Raw genomic sequence first — 20,172 nt, 5'->3', positions numbered from 1 at the left:
CCGCCCATGCGTGCGGTTTTGCCGCGGACGGTGCCGCCGGCTAGGGGCGGGCACGAAAGGCGGACCCGTCCAGCCAGATCGCGTCCGTCCGCGGCAACGCCGCCGTTTGGCGTTTCCATTGCCAATCCGCCAGCCAGCCGCCCCGCGCCGGCAGCCTGTTCCGGGTCGAACCGAGCGCCATCAACGGCAGCAGTCGATCGTTGGGATGCAACGCCAGCGTGGCCTCCCATATCCGTTGCCAGGCCGCCGTCATCTCCGTTGCCGTGTGCAGCCGTTCGATATTGTCGGCCAGACTGGACAGCGGCAACGGTCGATCCAGGCGCGGCAGCGCCTGGATCGCGCGAAATACCTGCTGCCACAGCCCGCTGTCGACCACCAGCCGCGATAGCAGCGCCAGCAGGTCGATGCGGTCCTGGCGAGGCAAGCGGCCGGCGGCTTCCAGCAGGCGATCCAGCGCCGAATCCACCTGCTCACGGGGCAGGTGAGCCATGGCATTCGCCAGGGCCGACAGGGCCGCGCCTTGTTCGTGGACAGGCAGTTCAAGCGTCATGGCGAGAATCGCGTCCCATGCGGCGCCGCTGTCGGGCGCCCTGTCCAGTGTCAACGCGAGTGCCGGCAGCACCTGATTGCGCTGTTCAGGTTCAAGCACCTCGGCATGGCCCAGGACCGTATTCCACGCCTGCACCCTCGGCTCGCCGGACACCAGCGCCAGGGGCAGCAGAATGAGACGGAACGGCAGCGCTTGCACGGCGCTAGCGTCGATCAGCGTGGTCACGAGATCGATGTTGTGCTCGCCGACGATCCCGTTCTGGACCCGACAAAGCTGCCGCAGGACGATGTAGCGCTCGCCGGATGACCGCAGGTGGACCATGGCCAGGGTATACAGGGTCAGCCAGTAATCCGCCTGCAATTCTGGCGGGAGTCCGGGAAGTGCGTCAGCCAGCGCCTCCAGCAGCCAGCAATGCAAATCGGGCGGCAGTTCGCCAAGCTTGTAGATCGCGCCATGCCAGCCCACCAGGCAGTCCTCCGGCGGTAGCAACGGCAGCAGCTGTGCAGCGGCGATATGACCGAGCGCGGCTGACGATCCCTCGTGGGAGGCGGCGAATTCGATGAAGCGTTCGTAGTGCTGCGTGGCGGTCTGCGTCTGCATCGCTGGCGTCGGCATGGCGAACGCCATCAGCAATGCCTCAGGCGTATCGGCCGGCAACGCCGCGATGGCGCGGCGCAGGGCATTGTCGGCGTGCCGAAAGGCCGGCGGCGCTTCGAATGTCCGCCGTGCCGCGCTGCGCAGCGTCCAGATTTGTTCCACCTCCAAAGTGGACGCCACCATCGCGGCCAGACAGTGGTTGACCGGGGGCTTGGCCATTCGCTGCGACGGGAGGTCGCGCAGCACGACTGACAGGGCATCCACCCGCAATGACACGGGCAGGTCCATCAGCGCGTCCTGCACACGTCGATACAGCTGCCTGCGCGACTCCAGGGCGCATGACGGGGGCAAGTCGTCGCACGCCAGCATCACGAGCGCCACCATGCCGAGCGGTGCGGGCCGCGCCGCCTCCGGCAGACGCTCCACCGCGCCGAGCAGCGAACCGGCGGCGGACAGCCACAGCGCTGGCGGCATCCGGCAAATCGATCGGCCCAGCCGCGCCAGAACCTCGGCGCGGGGCCCGGGCAGCAGGCGAGCGCTGTCGCGCAATACCGCATCGAGGTTCGATGGTGTCACCGCACGATCGCTGCGCACGTCGATACCGTGCCGGAACGCCATCGGTCCCAGCAGGCGACGGCAATGCGGCTCCACGCGAGACAGCGCGCTGATGTCCCGCGGGCCGAGATAACCAGCCAATTGCATCACGATGGGTTCAGGCAATGCCGCGAAACCGAGCCCGCGGGGCCAGGCGCGCGCCGCGGGGCTGGGGCCGCGAACCGACCAGGCGGCGGCATCCATGGCCCGCCACGTCGCCGCCTGGCCGAGGTGCCGACGGCTCCATGACAGCCACCGAGCCAGCAGTGTCTGGCCGGGCTGTCCGGGCTGTGCATCGGCTTGCGGGCGCAAGGGCGAGATGGCGGGCATCCCGGCGCCTGCATCCGAGCCGTGCGGCGACTCCCGCATGCCGCTGGCAGCGGCCGGTTCGGGATGGTTCGAAGTAGGCCGCGCGGGCGCGGACGAGGCAAGACTGCGGGCTGCCTGCATGCGTCGATTCCTCCTGGCAATGGTGCGCGACGTCGGCCGGCTTGCCGCCGTAACGCGTGCCGGAAGTCTCGACCGTACCAGCCAGGGGGATATCGAAAAACCAACGCGGGCTTTGAGATCCCGCTCGATGGCGGGCGGCACCGGGGCGGCACTGCGGCCGCCCCGGGTCGCGCCCGTATCTGCTTACCGCTTCAGCTTGGCAAACGCCGCCGCCATCGCGCCGGCCGGTTCGGCTTCGCGCCGGCCGCCGCCCTGGAAGCCGCGGCTCGGGCGATTGCCGCCGCGCTCCTGGCGCTCGCCGCCGGCCGCGCGATTGCCGCTCTGGCCGGGCTCGTCGTCCAGGCGCATCGACAGGCCGATGCGGTTGCGCTTGACGTCGACCTCCATCACCTTGACCTTGACGATCTGGCCGGCCTTGACGACCTCGTGCGCGTCCTTGACGAACTTGTTCGACAGCGCCGAGATATGGACCAGGCCGTCCTGGTGCACGCCGATATCGACGAAGGCGCCGAAGGCGGCGACGTTGGTCACCACGCCCTCGAGCACCATGCCGGGCTGCAGGTCCTTGATGTCCTCGACGCCATCCTGGAAGGTCGCCGTCTTGAATTCCGGACGCGGGTCGCGGCCCGGCTTTTCCAGTTCGCTGAGGATGTCGCGCACGGTCGGCAGGCCGAAGGTGTCGTCGGTGAACTGCGTCGGCGACAGGCCGCGCAGCGCGTCGCGATTGCCCATCACCTCGCGCAGGTCCTTCTTGATATGGTCGAGGATGCGCTTGACGACCGGATAGGCCTCCGGGTGAACCGACGAGCGGTCCAGCGGATTGTCGCCGTCATTGATGCGCAGGAAGCCCGCCGCCTGCTCGAAGGTCTTGTCGCCGAGCCGCGGCACCTTCTTCAGCGCGTCGCGATTGGGGAACGCGCCATTGGCATCGCGGAACTCGACGATATTGCGCGCCAGCACGCTGTTCAGGCCCGACACGCGCGCCAGCAGCGGCACGGACGCGGTATTGACGTCGACGCCCACGGCGTTCACGCAGTCCTCGACCACCGCATCGAGCGTGCGCGCCAGCTCGCGCTGGTTGACGTCGTGCTGGTACTGGCCGACGCCGATCGATTTCGGATCGATCTTGACCAGTTCGGCGAGCGGATCCTGCAGCCGGCGCGCGATCGAGACCGCGCCGCGCAGCGACACGTCCAGCTCGGGGAATTCCTTGGCCGCCAGCTCCGAGGCGGAATAGACCGAGGCGCCGGCTTCGCTGACGACGATCTTCGTCAGCTTCAGTTCGGGCGCCTGGCGCATCAGGTCCTGCACCAGCTTGTCGGTTTCGCGGCTGGCGGTGCCGTTGCCGATCGACACCAGCGAGACGCCGTGCTGCCTGGCCAGGCGCGCCAGCGTGGCCAGCGAGCCGTTCCAGTCGCGGCGCGGCTCATGCGGGTAGATCGTCGCGGTCTCCAGCAGCTTGCCGGTGGCGTCGACCACCGCGATCTTGCAGCCGGTGCGGATGCCCGGGTCGATGCCCATCACCGCCTTCGGGCCGGCCGGCGCGGCCAGCAGCAGTTCGTGCAGATTGCGGCCGAAGATCTTGATCGCCTCGCCTTCCGCGCTCTCGCGCAACTGCGTCAGCAGCTCGGTCTCCAGATGCGGCTGCACCTTGACGCGCCAGCACCAGCGGCAGACGTCGCCCAGCCATTTGTCGGCCGGGCGGTTCAGGTTCTGGATGCCGACATGGCGCGCGATCATCGCCTCGCACGGGTGCGGCACCAGCGCGTCCTGTTCCTCGCCCAGGCCGAGCTTGATCATCAGCACGCCGGCATTGCGGCCGCGGAACAGCGCCAGCGCGCGGTGCGACGGGATCGTGCGGATGGTCTCGCTGTAGTTGTAGTAGTCGCGGAACTTCTCTTCCTCGGCGGTTTCCTTGCCTTCGACCACCGACGAGGTGACCACGCCGTTGGACCACAGATGCTCGCGCAGCTTGCCCAGCAGCTCGGCGGTCTCGCCGAACTGCTCCGACAGGATGTCGCGCGCGCCATCCAGCGCGGCCTTGACGTCGGGCACGCCGCCGTCGGCGGTGGGCTTGCCGTTGACGTACCTGGCCGCCTCGGCCTGGGGATCCAGCGTCGGGTCGGCCAGCAGCGCGTGCGCCAGCGGCTCCAGCCCGCATTCGCGCGCGATCTGGGCGCGGGTGCGGCGCTTGGGCTTGTAGGGCAGGTACAGGTCTTCCAGCGCCTGCTTGGTGACCGCCGCTTCGATCGCGGTGCGCAGCTCGGGGGTCAGCTTGCCTTGTTCCTCGATCGAGGCCAGGATCGCGGCGCGGCGTTCCTCCATGTCGCGCAGGTACAGTAGCCGTTCCTCGAGCGTGCGGAGCTGCGTGTCGTCGAGGTTGCCGGTGACTTCCTTGCGGTAGCGCGCGATGAACGGCACGGTGGCGCCTTCGTCGAGCAGTTCGACGGCCGCCGCCACTTGGCGGGGTTGGACGGACAGCTCGGCCGCGATGAGCGACACGATCTTTTGCGTGACGGAAGCTGGCAGGTTGGACATCGAAGAAACACTCAGTCGAAAGCGGGGCATTTTGCCACAAGCAACGGGCGTTTCCCCCGGCATGCGGTACGTACGGGTTCGATTCTGAATCGCCTTGACGGACAGGCCGCGCGCGGGCGCGGGGGCATGCCCCGATGGTAGAATCCGCCCATGAACCTCAAGCCACAACGGGCCGCTTTGCCGGCAAGTTTTCCGGCCGCCGATCGCGCGGCAACGACGGTCGCCGCCGGGCCGGCCAGGGGCCCGATGCTGGCGCTGACGCTGGCTCTGGCGTGCCTGACCGTGCCGCTGCCCGCGGCGCTGGCGCAGGGCGCGGCTTCCGCCCCGGCAGCGGCCACCTCGGGCTCCGCCGAATTGCAGCCGCCGCGCGACTTCGACGCCGAGCGCAAGGCCGTGGCGGATTCCCGCGCCTGGACCCACTACCGCTTCGCCACCGCCGAGCGCGCCTGCTACGACAAGTTCTTCGTCACCAACTGCATCGAGCGCGCCAAGGAAACCCAGCGCACCGAGCTGGCCGTGCTGAGGGAGCGCGAACTGGAGATCGGCGAGGCCGAGCGTGCCTTCAAGGCCGCGAAGCGCGATCGCGAGCAGGCGCTGCGCCAGGCCGAGTACGAGGCCAGCCAGCCGCAGCGCGCGGCCGAGGAACAGGCCAACCGCGCCGAGTTCGAGCGCAAGCAGCAGGAGCAGAAGCTGCGCGACGCGCAGCGCCAGGCCGAGGCGCCCCAACGTGCCGCCAATGCCGCCGAATACCAGCAGAAGCAGGCCGACTACGACGCGCGGATGCGCGAGGCGCGCGAACGCGGCGCCGAGCAGGCCCGCCAGCGCGCCGAGAACGTCAAGGCGTACGAGGCCAAGCAGCAGCAAGCGATCCAGCGCCAGCGCGAGGTCGAGGAGCGCCGCGCCAAGGCCAAGGAAAAGCAGGGCAGCGGCGAGTCGCCGCGGCCGTTCGGCTTCTGATGATGGACGTCGCCGGTGGGGGAGGCCAATGGACGATGGACCGCGATCTGAACACCGTCGCACGCCAGATCATCGAGCTGCAGATCGAGCACCGCGATCTGGACTATCTGATCGACCGGCTGTCCGCCGAGGCCAGCCACGATGAACTGCAATTGCGCCGGCTCAAGAAGCGCCGGCTGAAGCTGAAGGACGCCATCACGCTGCTGCAGCTGCAGCTCGAACCCGACGTTCCCGCCTGATCTCCCGGTCCGCGATGCCGCGGGCCGCCACGCCAGCGCCGCCGGCCACCGCCGGTGGCGCACCGAATTCCTGCCAGCCTTGTCCGATTCCGATCTTTCCCATCCCGGCGACGATGCCGCCGGTCCCGCCATCCAGCCGGACGCCGCCGACGCGCGCGCCGCGGCGCTGGCGCGCATCTTCGCGCCGAGCGGCACGCTGGCGCAGGCCATCGACGGCTACCGGCCGCGCGATGCGCAGGCGAAGATGGCCGCCGCGGTGGCCGATGCGATCGAGGCGAACGACACGGTGATCGTCGAGGCGGGCACCGGTACCGGCAAGACCTTTGCCTATCTGGTACCGGCGATGCTGTGGGGCGGCAAGGTGATCCTGTCGACCGGCACCAAGAACCTGCAGGACCAGCTGTTCCTGCGCGACATCCCGACCGTGCGCCGCGCGCTCAATGTGCCGGTCTCGGTCGCGCTGCTGAAGGGCCGCGCCAACTACGTCTGCCACTACCACATGGAGCGCGCGCAGATGAACGGGCGGCTGGCGTCCAAGCAGGACGCGGCGTGGCTGCGCGAGATCGCGAACTTCGCCAAGACCACGTCGTCGGGCGACAAGGCCGAGCTCGCCAGCGTGCCCGAGAACGCGCCGGTATGGCAGCTGGTGACCTCGACCCGCGACAACTGCCTGGGAACCGAATGCCCGCACCACAAGGAATGCTTCGTGATGCGGGCGCGCAAGGAAGCGCAGCAGGCCGACCTGGTGGTGGTCAACCATCATCTGTTCTTCGCCGACGTGGTGCTGCGCGATACCGGCATGGCCGAGCTGCTGCCAGCGGCGAATACGGTGATCTTCGACGAGGCGCACCAGCTGCCGGAGACCGCGACGCTGTTCTTCGGCGACAGCCTGTCGACCAGCCAGTTGCTGGAGCTGGCGCGCGATACGGTGGCCGAGGGCCTGTCGCACGCGCGCGATGCGGCCGACTGGGTCGGCATCGTCGCGCCGTTCGAGCGCGCCACGCGCGACCTGCGGCTGGCCTTCGGCAAGGACAACGTCCGCCTGGCGCTGGGACAGATCGAGGCCGATGCGCGCATTGGCGAGCCGTTCTTCGACACGCTCGATGCGCTGGAGAAGGCGTTGAGCGACGTGGTCGCGCTGCTGCAGGGGCAGGCCGAGCGCGCCGAATCGCTGGAGCAGTGCCATCGGCGCGCGCAGGAACTGGCGCAGCGGCTGGCGGCCTGGCGCGACGACAGTGCGGCGCCGCAGCCGGCGGTCGATGCCGGTGGCGCCGAGGCAGCGCAGCCGGCGCTGGCGGCGTTGTCGGAGTCCGGTGAGGCGAGCGCTGAATCGGCGGGCGCCGTGTCCGCCGACTCCGCGCCCTCATTCCATCCGCCCGAAACGGTGCGCTGGGTCGAAGTGTTCTCGCATACCGTGCAGCTGCACCGCACGCCGCTGTCGATCGCGCCGATCTTCTCGCGCCAGCGTGCGGGACATCCGCGCGCGTGGATCTTCACGTCGGCGACGCTGTCGGTCAAAGGCAATTTCGGCCACTATGCCGCGCAGCTGGGGCTCGACAAGGACCGCTCGCTGTCGCTGCCCAGCCCCTTCGATTACGGCGAGCAGGGCCTGCTGTACGTGCCGCGCGACCTGCCGGCGCCCCAGTCGCCACAGTTCACCGACACGGTGGTGGCGGCCGCCTTGCCGCTGATCGAGGCGGCCGGCGGGCGTACCTTCGTGCTTTGCACCACGCTGCGCGCGGTGCAGCGCGCCTCCGACCTGCTGTACGAGGCGTTCGCCGAGCGCGGGCTGCAGCTGCCGATCCTGGTGCAGGGCCAGGCCAGCCGTACCGAACTGCTCGATCGCTTCCGTGAGCTGGGCAACGCGGTGCTGGTCGGCAGCCAGAGCTTCTGGGAGGGCGTCGATGTGCGCGGCGAAGCGTTGTCGCTGGTGGTGATCGACAAGCTGCCGTTCGCGCCGCCCGACGATCCGGTGCTGGCCGCGCGGATGGAGGCGCTGCAGAAGAAGGGCCTGAGCCCGTTCGCCGTGCACCAGCTGCCGCATGCGGTGATCACGCTGAAGCAGGGCGCCGGCCGGCTGATCCGCTCCGAGACCGACCGCGGCGTGCTGGTGATCTGCGACACGCGGCTGGTCGAGAAGCCCTATGGACGGCAGATCTGGCAAAGCTTGCCGCCGTTCAAGCGCACGCGCGAGCGGGACACGGTGGTGGCGTTTCTGGAAGGGTTGAAGAAGGCGTAGCGCGACAGCGGCGACCGCGGTCCGGTGGGCCCGCGATTGCCGCCAAAACAAGCCGCCAAAACAAGCCGCCAAAACAAGCCGCCAAAACAAAAAGCCCGGTTCGGTAGATCGAACCGGGCTTTTCTTATGCTTCCTATGCCTGTCGCAGTGGCATCAGAACAGCTTCCACCACGGCTTGTCCTTCTCGCGGCGCTCGCCGTACTTCATGAAGTCGCTGTTGGGGAAGTTCATCTCCATCACGCGCGCCGTGTCGTCGCGCAGGTCCTTCATGCCGAGCGCCTCGTACGAACGGATCATGATGTACAGCGCCTCTTCGTTGGCCGGCGCGCCATCGTATTCCTTCAGGGCCTGCTGCGCGCGGTTGACCGCCGCCAGATAGGCGCCGCGGCGATAGTAGTAGCGCGCCGCGTGGACCTCGTGCTGGGCCAGCGAGTTGACGATGTACTGCATCCGCGCCGCGGCGTCCGGCGTGTAGCGGCTCTCGGGGAAGCGCGTGACCAGCGTATGGAACGCGTCGTAGGCCGCGCGCGCCGCCTTCGGATCGCGCTCGCTCAGGTCCTGGCCCGAGAAGCGGCCGAGCCAGCCGAGGTTGTCGTTGAAGTTGATCAGGCCCTTCAGGTAGTAGGCGTAATCGACCGACGGATGGTTCGGGTGCAGCTGGATGAAGCGGTCGACCGAGGCCAGCGCCGCGGCGGTCTCGCCGTCCTTGTAGTTGGCGTAGGCCGTATCGATCTGCGCCTGCTGCGCGAAGCGGCCGAACGGGTAGCGGCCCTCGAGCTTTTCGTACAGCTTGACCGCGCGCGGATAGTCGCCGCTGTCGAGGGCGTCCTTGGCTTCCGAATATAATTTGTTGGCTGACCAACCCGCGGTTTCGTCGGGTTGTTCCGAGAGCAGGCCGCATGCCGACAGCATGACGCAGCCGCCCGCGAGCAGAATCGCTCCAAATCTTGCGCGCCAACTGGCGCGTCTCATGCTCATCGATTGCATGGGCAACCTATTCCGGATGAAAAAAAGCGTCAAGCATTATAGCCCAAGCCCCTCGGTCGCCAGCCCGCAAATGGCCTTCGACGGCGAGCCCGCACGCGATGCGGCGGTGGAAACGGAGCTGGAGGATTTCGACGAGCTGCCCGCGGCCGCACTTGTCGAGGCGGAAAGCGGCGCCGACATGGTCCCGCTGGTGCTGGAAGTCGACAGCGCCGCACACGGAGAACGCCTCGATAAATTACTGGCGCGGCAGTTCAGCGAATTCTCGCGCAGCCGCATCCAGCAGTGGATCGACAGCGGCGCCGTGACCGTCGACGGTGCCGTACGCCGGCCGCGCGACAGCGTGCAGATGGGGCAGCGCATCGAGGTCAGGCCGCAGGCCGCGCCCGAAACGCTGGCCTTCACGCCCGAGCCGGTGCCGCTGCAGGTCGTCTACGAAGACACCGCGCTGCTGGTCATCGACAAGCCGGCCGGCCTGGTCGTGCATCCCGCCGCCGGCAACTGGAGCGGCACCGTGCTCAACGGACTGCTGCATCGCGACCCGGCCGCGGCCACACTGCCACGGGCCGGCATCGTCCACCGGCTCGACAAGGAGACCTCGGGCCTGATGGTGGTGGCGCGCACGCTGACGGCGCAGACCGATCTGGTGCGGCAGCTGCAGGCGCGCACCGTCAAGCGGACCTACCTGGCGCTGGTGTGGGGCGAGGCCCCCGACGAGGGCACCATCGATGCGCCGATCGGCCGCGATCCGCGCGAGCGTACCCGGATGGCCGTGGTCCATACCGCCAGCGGCAAGCCTTCGCGCACGCATTTCCGCACGCTGGGCGTGGCGCCGCTCGGACGCGGCTGCGTGTCGATGGTGATGTGCCAGCTCGAGACCGGCCGCACGCATCAGATCCGCGTGCATTTCGAATCGATCGGCCATCCGCTGCTGGGCGACCCGGTCTATCACCGCGCTACCCAGCGCGGCCAGCGTCCGGCCATCAAGGCGCCGTTGCCGGTGCCGTTCGAACGCCAGGCGCTGCATGCCTATCGGCTCGGTCTGGTGCATCCGGTCACCGGCAAGGCGATGTCGTGGCGCGCGCCGGCCCCGGACGACCTGCAGGCGTTGATCGACGCGCTGGAGTTCACCACGCTGGAAGAGCGCGATCGCTACGACGATGAGGACGATGGCGACGGTGAGGCATGGGATGGCGCCATCCTTTACGAGGGCGATGACGACGATGACGATGACCAACGTTGATGCCGGCAGGCTCTCGCAGCTGGTACCCGACTGGCCCGCGCCGGCGTGGGTGCGGGCGCTGTCGACGATGCGCATCGGCGGCGTCAGCCGCGGTCCGTATGGTCTCGCCGACGGCAGCCCCGGCGGGCTCAATCTCGGTACTCATGTTGGCGACGATGCCGATGCGGTCGCGCAGAACCGGCGGCGCCTGCAGTCCTGGCTGCCGTCGGCACCCAGATGGCTGGAGCAGGTGCACGGCTGCGCGGTGGCGACTGACGAGGGGACCGACGGTGCCGATGACGTCGAGGATGTCGAGCGCTTGGCGAACGGCGCGCCGCCGCGCGCCGATGCGAGCATCAGCACCACGCCGGGACAGGTCTGCGCGGTAATGACGGCGGACTGCCTGCCGGTGCTGCTGTGCGATCGTGCCGGCACGGTGGTCGGTGCCGCGCATGCGGGCTGGCGCGGCCTGTGCGCCGGCGTGATCGAGGCCACGCTGGCCCGCATGGACGCGCAACGCAAGGACGCGGGATCGCGGCCGCAGTGGCTCGCATGGCTGGGCCCGGCGATCGGCCCGGATGCGTTCGAGGTCGGCGCCGAAGTCCGTGCGGCGTTTCTCGAGCAGGCCCTGCCGCACGAGCACGATGCCGTCGTGCGAGCGTTCCGGCCCGCTGCGGCCGGCAAGTACCTCGCCGACCTGTACGCGCTGGCCCGCACCCGGCTCGCGCGCGCAGGTTGTGTCGACGTCCATGGCGGCGATGCCTGCACGGTCAGCGATCCGCAGCGCTTCTATTCGTACCGGCGCGATGGCGTGACCGGGCGGATGGCGAGCCTGGTCTGGCTGGAGCCGGCCGCGAAGGAACGATAGGCGGTGAGCCAAGTGGCAGGGCAGCGAGGCGGTTCCGCTGCTCTATTGTCCGAACGACATGACATTTGGCCTCATGCAGCGCCGCCGTCCGGCGGCGTTGCTGCCTTCGCCTGCCGTGCCGCTTGTTCTTCTGCCTGTTCGGCGGCCCGCCGCCGCTTGCGGCGTCCCGGCGTGCCGAGAATGTAGAGCAGCAACGCGACCGGCCCGACGCCATACAGCAGGAAGGTGGCGATCGCCGCCACCACCGTGTGTTCGGTAATGGCCATCATCAGCGCGACGTAGAGCCAGCCGATCGCGACGATATACATCGGAATTTCATCCTCTTCGTGGACACTGCCGCGGCCGAACTCGGCGGTCGCGCAGCGCCTTTGCGTCAAGACGTTTCCCGCATTGACAGCGTCATCGTTGCAAGGCAACAATGCCCCGGACGGCGAGTCACTGTGCGGCCCGCAGCGCCCCGCACCACGGTATGCCGTGGAAAGCGCGCTGGCCGTCATTCGGCAAGCATACCGCACGCGCTCCGTGGCCGGAGGAGCGCGACGCGTGCCGGTTCTCCCGGAGCGAATCGCTGAACGCGTTCCGGGCCGGCTTACCATTAGACGGCAGAGAGACACGACATCATGGCGACCGGCAAAGGCGCGGCAGCTTCCGGACAGGAAGAAAAGACCACACCGTTTTCATCGACGCCGGGGCCATTCGATCCAGCGACATGGCTGGAGTGGTCCAGGCAGGCTCAGGCCAATGGCCGCGCGGCCGGCGGCATGCCGGGCGCGGAAGCGTTCGCGGCGTTGGGCGGCTTCCCCGGCGGCGCCTTCCCTGGTGCCGGATTCCCCGGCGCTGCATTTCCCGGCATCAAGATTGCCCCGGCGCAGCTCGCCGAGATCCAGCAGCGCTTCATGCAGGGTTTCACCGACCTGTGGCGCGCGATGGCGGCCGGCGACCAGCAGCAGGTGCAGCTGACCGACCGGCGCTTCGCCGGCGATGCCTGGCGCAGCAACGCGCCGTATCGCTACGCCGCGGCCTTCTATCTGCTGACCGCGCGCGCGATGAGCGAGATGGCCGATGCCGTCGAGGCCGACGCGAAGACGCGGCAGCGCATCCGCTTCGCGGTGACGCAGTGGGTCGATGCGATGTCGCCGGCCAATTTCCTCGCGACCAACCCGGAGGCGCAGCGGCGCCTGATCGAATCGAACGGCGAATCGTTGCGCGCGGGGCTGCGCAACATGCTCGAGGACCTGACGCGCGGCAAGATCTCGCAGACCGACGAGTCGGCCTTCGAAGTGGGCCGCAATGTCGCGGTCACCGAGGGCGCGGTGGTCTACGAGAACGAATACTTCCAGTTGTTGCAGTACAAGCCGCTGACCGCCAAGGTCCATGCACGGCCGCTGTTGATGGTGCCGCCGTGCATCAACAAGTACTACATCCTCGACCTGCAGCCGGAGAGCTCGCTGGTCCGCCACATCGTCGAGCAGGGCCATACCGTGTTCCTGGTGTCGTGGCGCAATCCGGATGCGAGCATGGCGGCGCGTACCTGGGACGACTATATCGAGCACGGCGCGATCCGCGCGATCGAGGTCGCGCGTGCCATCAGCGGGCAGCCGCGCATCAATGTGCTCGGCTTCTGCGTGGGCGGCACCATCGTGTCGACCGCGCTGGCGGTGATGGCAGGGCGCGGCGAACGTCCGGCGCAGAGCCTGACGCTGCTGACCACGCTGCTCGATTTCTCCGACACCGGCGTGCTCGACGTCTTCGTCGACGAAGCCCACGTGCAGTTGCGCGAAGCCACGCTCGGCGGCGCGGCTGGTGCGCCCTGCGCGTTGCTGCGCGGCATCGAGCTGGCCAACACGTTCTCGTTCCTGCGGCCGAACGACCTGGTCTGGAACTACGTGGTCGACAACTATCTGAAGGGCAACACGCCGGTGCCGTTCGACCTGCTGTTCTGGAACGGCGACGCGACCAATCTGCCGGGACCCTGGTATTGCTGGTATCTGCGCCACACCTATCTGCAGGACGAATTGAAGGTGCCCGGCAAGCTGACCGTCTGCGGCGTGCCGGTCGACCTCGGCAAGATCGACGTGCCGACCTATCTGTACGGCTCGCGCGAGGACCATATCGTGCCGTGGACCGCGGCGTATGCGTCGACGCGGCTGTTGTCCAATGACCTGCGCTTCGTGCTGGGCGCGTCCGGGCATATCGCCGGCGTCATCAATCCGCCGGCGAAGAACAAGCGCAGCCACTGGCTCAACGAAGACCTGCCCGACAGCCCGAACGACTGGCTGGCCGGCGCCACGGAGGCGCCCGGCAGCTGGTGGCCGGACTGGTTTGCCTGGCTCGGCAAGCACGCTGGCGCGAAAAAGGCGGCACCGACGCAGTACGGCAGCCGCGACTATCCGGCCATCGAGCCGGCGCCTGGCCGCTACGTCAAGGCCAAGGCTTAGAGAACCGGGGCAACGCGAGAGGGGGAGAGCGCCGGGCTGCCAACGAGCTCAACCGTCACCGAAGGCGAACCCTTCATGGGAGACCGACTCGGCCGCTGCCTTTTCCGCCCCCTCGCATCGACATCCGCATCGACAACCTGAATCCGCAGTATCCGCATTCCATTGAGAGGACTGAACATGACTGACGTTGTGATCGTATCGGCCGCGCGCACCGCGGTAGGCAAATTCGGCGGCTCGCTGGCCAAGGTGCCGGCCCCCGAGCTGGGCGCCATCGTCATCCAGGCCGCGCTCGAGCGCGCCGGCGTCAAGCCGGAGCAGGTCAGCGAAGTGATCATGGGCCAGGTGCTGACCGCCGGCTCGGGCCAGAACCCCGCGCGCCAGGCCGCGATCAAGGCCGGACTGCCGCATATGGTTCCGGCGATGACGATCAACAAGGTGTGCGGTTCGGGCCTGAAGGCGGTGATGCTGGCCGCCAATGCGATCGCCTCCGGCGATGCCGAGATCGTCGTGGCCGGCGGCCAGGAGAACATGAGCGCGGCGCCGCACGTACTGCCCGGCTCGCGCGACGGCTTCCGCATGGGCGATGCCAAGCTGATCGACACGATGATCGTCGACGGCCTGTGGGACGTCTATAACCAGTACCACATGGGCATCACCGCCGAGAACGTCGCCAAGGAATACGGTATCTCGCGCGAGGCGCAGGACGAGTTCGCGGTCAGCTCGCAGAACAAGGCCGAGGCCGCGCAGAAGGCCGGGCGCTTCGACGAGGAAATCGTTCCGGTGATGATCCCGCAGCGCAAGGGCGAACCGGTGGCGTTCGCCACCGACGAGTTCGTTCGCCACGGCGCCACGCTCGAGAGCATCGCCGGCCTGAAGCCGGCCTTCGACAAGGCAGGCACCGTGACCGCGGCCAATGCCTCGGGCATCAACGATGGCGCCGCCGCCGTGGTTGTGATGTCGGCCGCCAAGGCGCGCGAGCTGGGCCTGACTCCGCTCGCCACGATCCGCGCGTTCGCCAACGCCGGCGTCGATCCGAAGGTCATGGGCATGGGCCCGGTGCCGGCCTCGCAGCGCTGCCTGTCGCGCGCCGGCTGGAGCGTGCAGGACCTGGACCTGATGGAGATCAACGAGGCGTTCGCCGCGCAAGCGCTGGCAGTGCACAAGCAGATGGGCTGGGACACCGACAAGGTCAACGTCAATGGCGGCGCGATCGCGATCGGCCATCCGATCGGCGCGTCAGGCTGCCGCATTCTGGTGACGCTGCTGCACGAAATGAAGCGGCGCGATGCGAAGAAGGGCCTGGCGTCGCTGTGCATCGGCGGCGGCATGGGGGTGGCGCTCGCCGTGGAACGGTGAGGAGGGGTGGGCCGGCACGCGCGGTTTCAATGCGGACGGCATGGCGCCGTCCGACCGGCGCGCCGGCGTCGATAACAAGAATCTGATCAGGAGTGGATATGACTCAGCGCATTGCATACGTAACGGGCGGCATGGGCGGCATCGGCACCGCGATCTGCCAGCGCCTGGCCAAGGACGGCTTTCGCGTGATCGCGGGCTGCGGCCCCAACTCGCCGCGCCGTGAGCGCTGGCTGGAACAGCAGAAGGCGCTCGGCTTCGACTTCATTGCCTCCGAGGGCAACGTGGCCGACTGGGATTCGACCAAGGCGGCGTTCGACAAGGTCAAGGCGGAGGTCGGCGAGGTCGACGTGCTGATCAACAATGCGGGCATCACGCGCGATGTGGTGTTCCGCAAGATGACGCGCGCCGACTGGGACGCGGTGATCGACACCAACCTGACCTCGCTGTTCAACGTCACCAAGCAGGTGATCGACGGCATGGCGGATCGCGGCTGGGGCCGGATCATCAATATCTCGTCGGTCAACGGGCAGAAGGGGCAGTTCGGCCAGACCAACTACTCGACCGCCAAGGCCGGCCTGCACGGCTTCACGATGGCGCTGGCGCAGGAAGTCGCGACCAAGGGCGTGACGGTCAACACGGTGTCGCCGGGCTATATCGCCACCGACATGGTCAAGGCGATCCGTCAGGACGTGCTCGACAAGATCGTCGGCACGATCCCTGTCAAGCGCCTGGGCCAGCCGGAGGAGATCGCCTCGATCTGCGCCTGGCTCGCGTCGGAGGAATCCGGCTTTGCCACCGGTGCCGACTTCTCGCTGAACGGCGGCCTGCACATGGGCTGACCGAGCGGGCCGGCACCGCTCCGGCCCGCTGCCCGCCCGACGCCGACATGGCGCCGGGCGGTGCTGCGCTGCGTTGGACGCGCCGCAGCACGGTGCCGGCGCCCGCTCGCGTCGCGCGCCGATACTTCGTTTTTCCCGCTTTTACCCGGCGATTTCGCGCGTTTACTTGCGGGTTTTCCTTAGCGCCCGCGCCTTTTCACAGTGCCTTGTTAAGCATAGAATCAGGGCATCAACGCCGCCGGCACCAATTTGGGACATCGAGAAATACGACGCGGATCGCGCCTTGGCCGGCGGATCGGCCCCGCGCCGCAAGCGTTGCCGGATTGCGCACCGCACGGCATGCGGTGCAACAGCGAACCGATCGACCGTGCCGCACGAGCACGGGCCGCGGCGTCAGCGCACCGGCAGCGGACTACAAAAGGATAGAGCACCGATGGCCACCACCAAGAAAGGCGCAGAGCGACTGATCAAGAAATATCCCAATCGCCGGCTCTACGACACGCAGACCAGCACCTATATCACCCTGGCCGATGTCAAGCAGCTCGTGATGGACAACGAGGAGTTCAAGGTCGTCGACGCCAAGTCGGGCGACGAACTGACCCGCAGCATCCTGCTGCAAATCATCCTCGAGGAAGAAACCGGTGGCGTGCCGATGTTCTCCAGCGCGATGCTGTCGCAGATCATCCGTTTCTACGGCCATGCGATGCAGGGCATGATGGGCACCTACCTGGAGAAGAACATCCAGGCCTTCATCGACATCCAGAACAAGCTGGCCGAGAACTCGAAGGGCCTGTATTCGGGCGAAGCCTTCAGCCCGGACATGTGGTCGCAATTCATGAACATGCAGGCGCCGATGATGCAGGGCATGATGAGCAACTACATCGAGCAGAGCAAGAACCTGTTCGTGCAGATGCAGGAGCAGATGCAGAACCAGGCCAAGAACATGTTCGGCAATTTCCCGTTCAACCAGCCGGACAACAACAAGAAGACCGGCCAGGGCTGAACGCCGCCTGTCGTTGAACTGCAGTCGCGGCGGGCCAGAGCGCCCGCCTGCCGACGCGGTGGTCTCGGGGTAGAATCGCGGTCGTTCCGCCGCCACGGCCGTCTTCGGGATGGCAGGTCGCGGCCCAAGACCGCGCGCGCCACCCGAAGGCGCGGCCCCCCACACCGCGAAATCCATGTCGTCTCAGTCGTCCTCTCCGTCCTCGTCTCCCGCCGGCGCCGTCACTGGCGCGGCCTCCACCACGCCGAAGGTGGGCTTCGTATCACTCGGTTGCCCCAAGGCCCTCGTCGATTCCGAACAGATCATCACCCAGCTGCGTGCCGAGGGTTATGCCATTAGCGGCACCTATGACGGTGCCGATCTGGTGGTCGTCAATACCTGCGGCTTTATCGACGAGGCGGTGCAGGAGAGCCTGGACGCGATCGGCGAGGCGCTGACCGAGAACGGCAAGGTCATCGTCACCGGTTGCCTTGGCGCCAAGAAGGACGCCGGCGGCAACGATATCGTCACCAGCGTGCATCCGAAGGTACTGGCCGTCACCGGCCCCCATGCGCTCGGCGAGGTCATGCAGGCGGTGCACACGCACCTTCCCAAGCCGCACGACCCCTTCGTCGATCTGGTGCCGCCCGCCGGCATCAAGCTGACGCCCAAGCACTACGCCTACCTGAAGATTTCCGAGGGCTGCAATCACCGCTGCTCGTTCTGCATCATCCCCTCGATGCGCGGCGACCTGGTGTCGCGTCCGGTCGCCGAGGTGATGCTCGAGGCCGAGAACCTGTTCAAGTCCGGCGTCAAGGAACTGCTGGTCATTTCGCAGGACACGAGTGCCTACGGCGTCGACGTCAAGTACCGTACCGGCTTCTGGAACGGCCGTCCGCTGAAGACGCGGATGACCGAACTGGTCGGCGCGCTGGGCGAACTGGCGCGTGAGTACGGTGCCTGGGTGCGGCTGCACTACGTCTATCCGTATCCGCATGTCGACGAAATCATCCCGCTGATGAACGACGGCCATGTGCTGCCGTATCTGGACGTGCCGCTGCAGCACGCGCATCCGGATGTGCTCAAGCGGATGAAGCGCCCGGCGAACGCCGAGAAGACCATGGAGCGGATCCGCGCCTGGCGCGAGATCTGCCCGGACCTGACCATCCGCAGCACCTTCATCGCCGGCTTCCCGGGCGAGACCGAGGCCGAGTTCCAGACGCTGCTCGACTTCATCGCCGAGGCCGAGCTGGACCGCGTCGGCTGCTTTGCCTATTCGCCGGTCGAGGGCGCCACCGCCAACGACCTGCCCGGCGCGCTGCCGGACGAGGTCCGCGAGGAGCGCCGCGCGCGCTTCATGGAAGTCGCCGAGGAGGTCTCGGCCCGCCGCCTGCAGCGCAAGGTCGGCCAGACGCTGCGCGTGCTGGTCGACGAAGTCAACCAGGACGGCGGCATCGGCCGCTCGGCCGCCGATGCGCCCGAGATCGACGGTCTGGTCTATATCGATCCGCCCGCGAAGCCGTACCAGCGCTACAAGACCGGCGAGTTCGTCTCGGTCCGCATTACCGGCGCCGACGGCCACGATCTGTGGGGCGAGGCGGTGGTGTAACGCCGCCGGCGCGCCGACCCGTACCGGCCGCCGCACGGATCGCCACCGACATTAGGTAAAAGTACGATCGTTCGGAAAATGGACCGCAGGGCTATACTTTGCGGTGCAACATTACCCAATGGAGACAGACATGACCCGTGAAGTGGTGGTGGTCAGCGGCGTACGGACCCCGATCGGAACCTTCGGCGGCAGCCTCAAGGACCTGTCGCCGACCGAGCTTGGCGCGATGGTGGTGCGCGAGGCGCTGGCCCGCGCCAGCGTGCAGGGCGACGAGGTCGGCCACGTGGTGTTTGGCAACGTGATTCAGACCGAGCCGCGCGACATGTATCTGGCGCGTGTCGCGGCGGTCGAGGGCGGCGTGTCGATCGACGCCCCGGCGCTGACGGTCAACCGGCTGTGCGGCTCCGGCCTGCAGGCCATCGTCAGCGCGGCGCAGACCGTGATGCTGGGCGATGCCGACGTCGCCATCGGCGGCGGCGCCGAGAGCATGAGCCGCGCGCCGTATCTGGCGCCCGCTGCCCGCTGGGGAGCGCGCATGGGTGACGCCAAGCTGCTCGACATGATGCTGGGCGCGCTGCACGACCCCTTCCATTCGATCCACATGGGCGTGACGGCCGAGAACGTCGCGCGCGAATACGACATCAGCCGCGCCCAGCAGGACGAGGCCGCGCTGGAATCGCATCGCCGCGCGTCGGCCGCGATCCGCGAAGGGCGCTTCAAGGACCAGATCCTTCCCGTCACGCTGAAGTCGCGCAAGGGCGACGTCGTGTTCGATACCGACGAGCATGTGCGCCACGACGCCAAGGCCGAGGACATGTCCAAGCTCAAGCCGGTCTTCGTCAAGGAGAACGGCACCGTGACGGCCGGCAATGCGTCGGGCCTGAACGATGGTGCGGCCGCGGTCGTGCTGATGGAGCGCGGCGTCGCCGAGCGGCGCGGCCTGAAGCCGCTGGCGCGGCTGGTGTCGTACGGCCATGCGGGCGTCGACCCGAAGACCATGGGCATCGGCCCGGTGCCGGCCACACGCAAGGCGCTCGAGCGCGCCGGCTTGTCGGTCGCCGATCTGGACGTGATCGAGGCCAACGAGGCGTTCGCCGCGCAGGCCTGCGCGGTCAACAAGGCCCTCGGCCTGGACCCGCTGAAGGTCAATCCGAACGGTTCGGGCATCTCGCTGGGGCATCCGATCGGCGCGACCGGCGCGCTGATCACGGTCAAGGCGCTGTACGAACTGCAGCGGGTGCAGGGCCGCTATGCACTGGTGACGATGTGCATCGGCGGCGGCCAGGGCATCGCCGCGATCTTCGAGCGGATCTGACCATGGAACGGCGGCGCGGGGCAGGCTTCGTTGCAGCGATCGGCGCGGTCGTGGCGGGGGCCACGCTGGTCTCGCCGGTGCCGGCCGCCGCGGCAGGCGACACGGTCCTGTCGACCGCGTCGCCAGCTCGCGCCGGCAGTGGCGATCGCAGCGGCACCGGCCATGCGCCGGCGCAACGCCACCGCGACGCCGCACGCGGCATGCCCGCCGTTCCCGCCACGCCGCCGCCCCAGCCATATCCCTCCGGCGCGCAAATGCCTGTCTATGTCGGCCCCGACGGCGTGGTCGCGGTGCCGTCGATCGACATGACGCCCAATAGCGGCGTGGTCTACGGACCGCCGCCCCCACGCTCGGGAATCGTCGAAGACCGGAAGCGCTGAGCGCGCAAGCGCTTA

General features: G+C 68.1%; 16 protein-coding genes. 12 read left to right on the top strand and 4 right to left on the bottom strand.

The genetic code is table 11. The features are described 5' to 3' along the window. Nucleotides 1-40 precede the first annotated feature (40 nt). Nucleotides 41-2,191 carry a hypothetical protein gene (locus LRR16_RS09945; protein ID WP_232205746.1) on the bottom strand — a complete coding sequence of 717 codons (2,151 nt, stop codon included), beginning with the start codon at nucleotides 2,189-2,191 and terminating at the stop codon, nucleotides 41-43. Nucleotides 2,192-2,374: 183 nt separating this feature from the next. After that, a complete protein-coding gene (locus tag LRR16_RS09940) occupies nucleotides 2,375-4,729 on the bottom strand; it encodes a Tex family protein (protein WP_232205745.1) in 2,355 nt (784 codons plus the stop codon). A 150-nt stretch (nucleotides 4,730-4,879) separates the two neighbouring features. Here LRR16_RS09940 and LRR16_RS09935 point away from each other — a divergent pair, with 150 nt between their 5' ends. The 3 genes from LRR16_RS09935 (at nucleotide 4,880) to LRR16_RS09925 (ending at nucleotide 8,164) form a co-directional block, all read left to right on the top strand. Then, entirely contained in the window at nucleotides 4,880-5,686 is an 807-nt protein-coding gene (locus LRR16_RS09935) for a hypothetical protein (RefSeq protein ID WP_232205744.1), read from the top strand. Nucleotides 5,687-5,721: 35 nt separating this feature from the next. Then, nucleotides 5,722-5,925 (top strand): DUF465 domain-containing protein, encoded by a 204-nt coding sequence (locus tag LRR16_RS09930; protein ID WP_006580152.1) that lies wholly within the window; start codon nucleotides 5,722-5,724, stop codon nucleotides 5,923-5,925. 70 nt (nucleotides 5,926-5,995) lie between these two features. Then, complete coding sequence (locus tag LRR16_RS09925) at nucleotides 5,996-8,164, top strand: ATP-dependent DNA helicase (protein ID WP_370646782.1); 2,169 nt, start codon at nucleotides 5,996-5,998, stop codon at nucleotides 8,162-8,164. Nucleotides 8,165-8,317: 153 nt separating this feature from the next. Here the strand turns inward: LRR16_RS09925 and LRR16_RS09920 are convergent, their stop codons facing one another. Next, nucleotides 8,318-9,151, bottom strand: coding sequence for an outer membrane protein assembly factor BamD (locus tag LRR16_RS09920; RefSeq protein WP_023263940.1), 834 nt, complete (start codon nucleotides 9,149-9,151; stop codon nucleotides 8,318-8,320). 16 nt (nucleotides 9,152-9,167) lie between these two features. On the opposite strand from LRR16_RS09920, the gene LRR16_RS09915 reads away from it, so the two are divergent. Further along, a complete protein-coding gene (locus LRR16_RS09915; protein ID WP_064573806.1) occupies nucleotides 9,168-10,391 on the top strand; it encodes an RluA family pseudouridine synthase in 1,224 nt (407 codons plus the stop codon). Next, on the top strand, nucleotides 10,378-11,238 hold the full coding sequence (gene pgeF / locus LRR16_RS09910; protein ID WP_232205743.1) for a peptidoglycan editing factor PgeF: 861 nt from the start codon (nucleotides 10,378-10,380) through the stop codon (nucleotides 11,236-11,238). Before LRR16_RS09915 ends, pgeF begins: the two co-directional genes overlap by 14 nt. Nucleotides 11,239-11,309: 71 nt before the next feature. Here the strand turns inward: pgeF and LRR16_RS09905 are convergent, their stop codons facing one another. Further along, nucleotides 11,310-11,546, bottom strand: coding sequence for a hypothetical protein (locus LRR16_RS09905; protein WP_006577374.1), 237 nt, complete (start codon nucleotides 11,544-11,546; stop codon nucleotides 11,310-11,312). A 312-nt stretch (nucleotides 11,547-11,858) separates the two neighbouring features. Here LRR16_RS09905 and phaC point away from each other — a divergent pair, with 312 nt between their 5' ends. The 7 genes from phaC (at nucleotide 11,859) to LRR16_RS09870 (ending at nucleotide 20,157) form a co-directional block, all read left to right on the top strand. Beyond that, nucleotides 11,859-13,676, top strand: coding sequence for a class I poly(R)-hydroxyalkanoic acid synthase (gene phaC / locus LRR16_RS09900; protein ID WP_053821969.1), 1,818 nt, complete (start codon nucleotides 11,859-11,861; stop codon nucleotides 13,674-13,676). A gap of 177 nt (nucleotides 13,677-13,853) precedes the next feature. Beyond that, a complete protein-coding gene (locus LRR16_RS09895; RefSeq protein WP_006577376.1) occupies nucleotides 13,854-15,032 on the top strand; it encodes an acetyl-CoA C-acetyltransferase in 1,179 nt (392 codons plus the stop codon). Nucleotides 15,033-15,130: 98 nt separating this feature from the next. Continuing rightward, the gene (locus tag LRR16_RS09890) at nucleotides 15,131-15,871 is read left to right on the top strand and encodes a 3-ketoacyl-ACP reductase (RefSeq protein WP_006577377.1); all 741 of its coding nucleotides are present in this window, start codon (nucleotides 15,131-15,133) and stop codon (nucleotides 15,869-15,871) included. A gap of 433 nt (nucleotides 15,872-16,304) precedes the next feature. Beyond that, nucleotides 16,305-16,874 (top strand): polyhydroxyalkanoate synthesis repressor PhaR, encoded by a 570-nt coding sequence (gene phaR, locus LRR16_RS09885; protein WP_023264416.1) that lies wholly within the window; start codon nucleotides 16,305-16,307, stop codon nucleotides 16,872-16,874. 175 nt (nucleotides 16,875-17,049) lie between these two features. Then, nucleotides 17,050-18,462, top strand: coding sequence for a 30S ribosomal protein S12 methylthiotransferase RimO (rimO, locus tag LRR16_RS09880; protein WP_232205742.1), 1,413 nt, complete (start codon nucleotides 17,050-17,052; stop codon nucleotides 18,460-18,462). A 130-nt stretch (nucleotides 18,463-18,592) separates the two neighbouring features. Beyond that, nucleotides 18,593-19,777, top strand: coding sequence for a beta-ketothiolase BktB (gene bktB, locus LRR16_RS09875; protein ID WP_053821966.1), 1,185 nt, complete (start codon nucleotides 18,593-18,595; stop codon nucleotides 19,775-19,777). A gap of 2 nt (nucleotides 19,778-19,779) precedes the next feature. Next, nucleotides 19,780-20,157 carry a hypothetical protein gene (locus LRR16_RS09870; RefSeq protein ID WP_232205741.1) on the top strand — a complete coding sequence of 126 codons (378 nt, stop codon included), beginning with the start codon at nucleotides 19,780-19,782 and terminating at the stop codon, nucleotides 20,155-20,157. Nucleotides 20,158-20,172 lie beyond the last annotated feature (15 nt).

Origin of the sequence: Cupriavidus sp. UGS-1, assembly GCF_021213615.1 — a bacterium.
Lineage (GTDB): Bacteria > Pseudomonadota > Gammaproteobacteria > Burkholderiales > Burkholderiaceae > Cupriavidus.
Note: the sequence above shows the minus strand (reverse complement) of the source record. Positions and strands in the feature narration are given on the sequence as shown.

Bases quoted from the DNA above. Each gene is read 5' to 3' on its own strand.
- LRR16_RS09915 (WP_064573806.1), top strand. From the start codon at position 9,168: ATGAAAAAAAGCGTCAAGCATTATAGCCCAAGCCCCTCGGTCGCCAGC.
- phaC (WP_053821969.1), top strand. From the start codon at position 11,859: ATGGCGACCGGCAAAGGCGCGGCAGCTTCCGGACAGGAAGAAAAGACC.
- rimO (WP_232205742.1), top strand. From the start codon at position 17,050: ATGTCGTCTCAGTCGTCCTCTCCGTCCTCGTCTCCCGCCGGCGCCGTC.
- LRR16_RS09870 (WP_232205741.1), top strand. From the start codon at position 19,780: ATGGAACGGCGGCGCGGGGCAGGCTTCGTTGCAGCGATCGGCGCGGTC.
- LRR16_RS09930 (WP_006580152.1), top strand. From the start codon at position 5,722: ATGGACCGCGATCTGAACACCGTCGCACGCCAGATCATCGAGCTGCAG.
- LRR16_RS09945 (WP_232205746.1), bottom strand. From the start codon at position 2,191: ATGCAGGCAGCCCGCAGTCTTGCCTCGTCCGCGCCCGCGCGGCCTACT.
- bktB (WP_053821966.1), top strand. From the start codon at position 18,593: ATGACCCGTGAAGTGGTGGTGGTCAGCGGCGTACGGACCCCGATCGGA.
- LRR16_RS09890 (WP_006577377.1), top strand. From the start codon at position 15,131: ATGACTCAGCGCATTGCATACGTAACGGGCGGCATGGGCGGCATCGGC.
- LRR16_RS09920 (WP_023263940.1), bottom strand. From the start codon at position 9,151: ATGCAATCGATGAGCATGAGACGCGCCAGTTGGCGCGCAAGATTTGGA.
- LRR16_RS09940 (WP_232205745.1), bottom strand. From the start codon at position 4,729: ATGTCCAACCTGCCAGCTTCCGTCACGCAAAAGATCGTGTCGCTCATC.
- LRR16_RS09905 (WP_006577374.1), bottom strand. From the start codon at position 11,546: ATGTATATCGTCGCGATCGGCTGGCTCTACGTCGCGCTGATGATGGCC.
- LRR16_RS09895 (WP_006577376.1), top strand. From the start codon at position 13,854: ATGACTGACGTTGTGATCGTATCGGCCGCGCGCACCGCGGTAGGCAAA.
- pgeF (WP_232205743.1), top strand. From the start codon at position 10,378: ATGACCAACGTTGATGCCGGCAGGCTCTCGCAGCTGGTACCCGACTGG.
- phaR (WP_023264416.1), top strand. From the start codon at position 16,305: ATGGCCACCACCAAGAAAGGCGCAGAGCGACTGATCAAGAAATATCCC.
- LRR16_RS09935 (WP_232205744.1), top strand. From the start codon at position 4,880: ATGAACCTCAAGCCACAACGGGCCGCTTTGCCGGCAAGTTTTCCGGCC.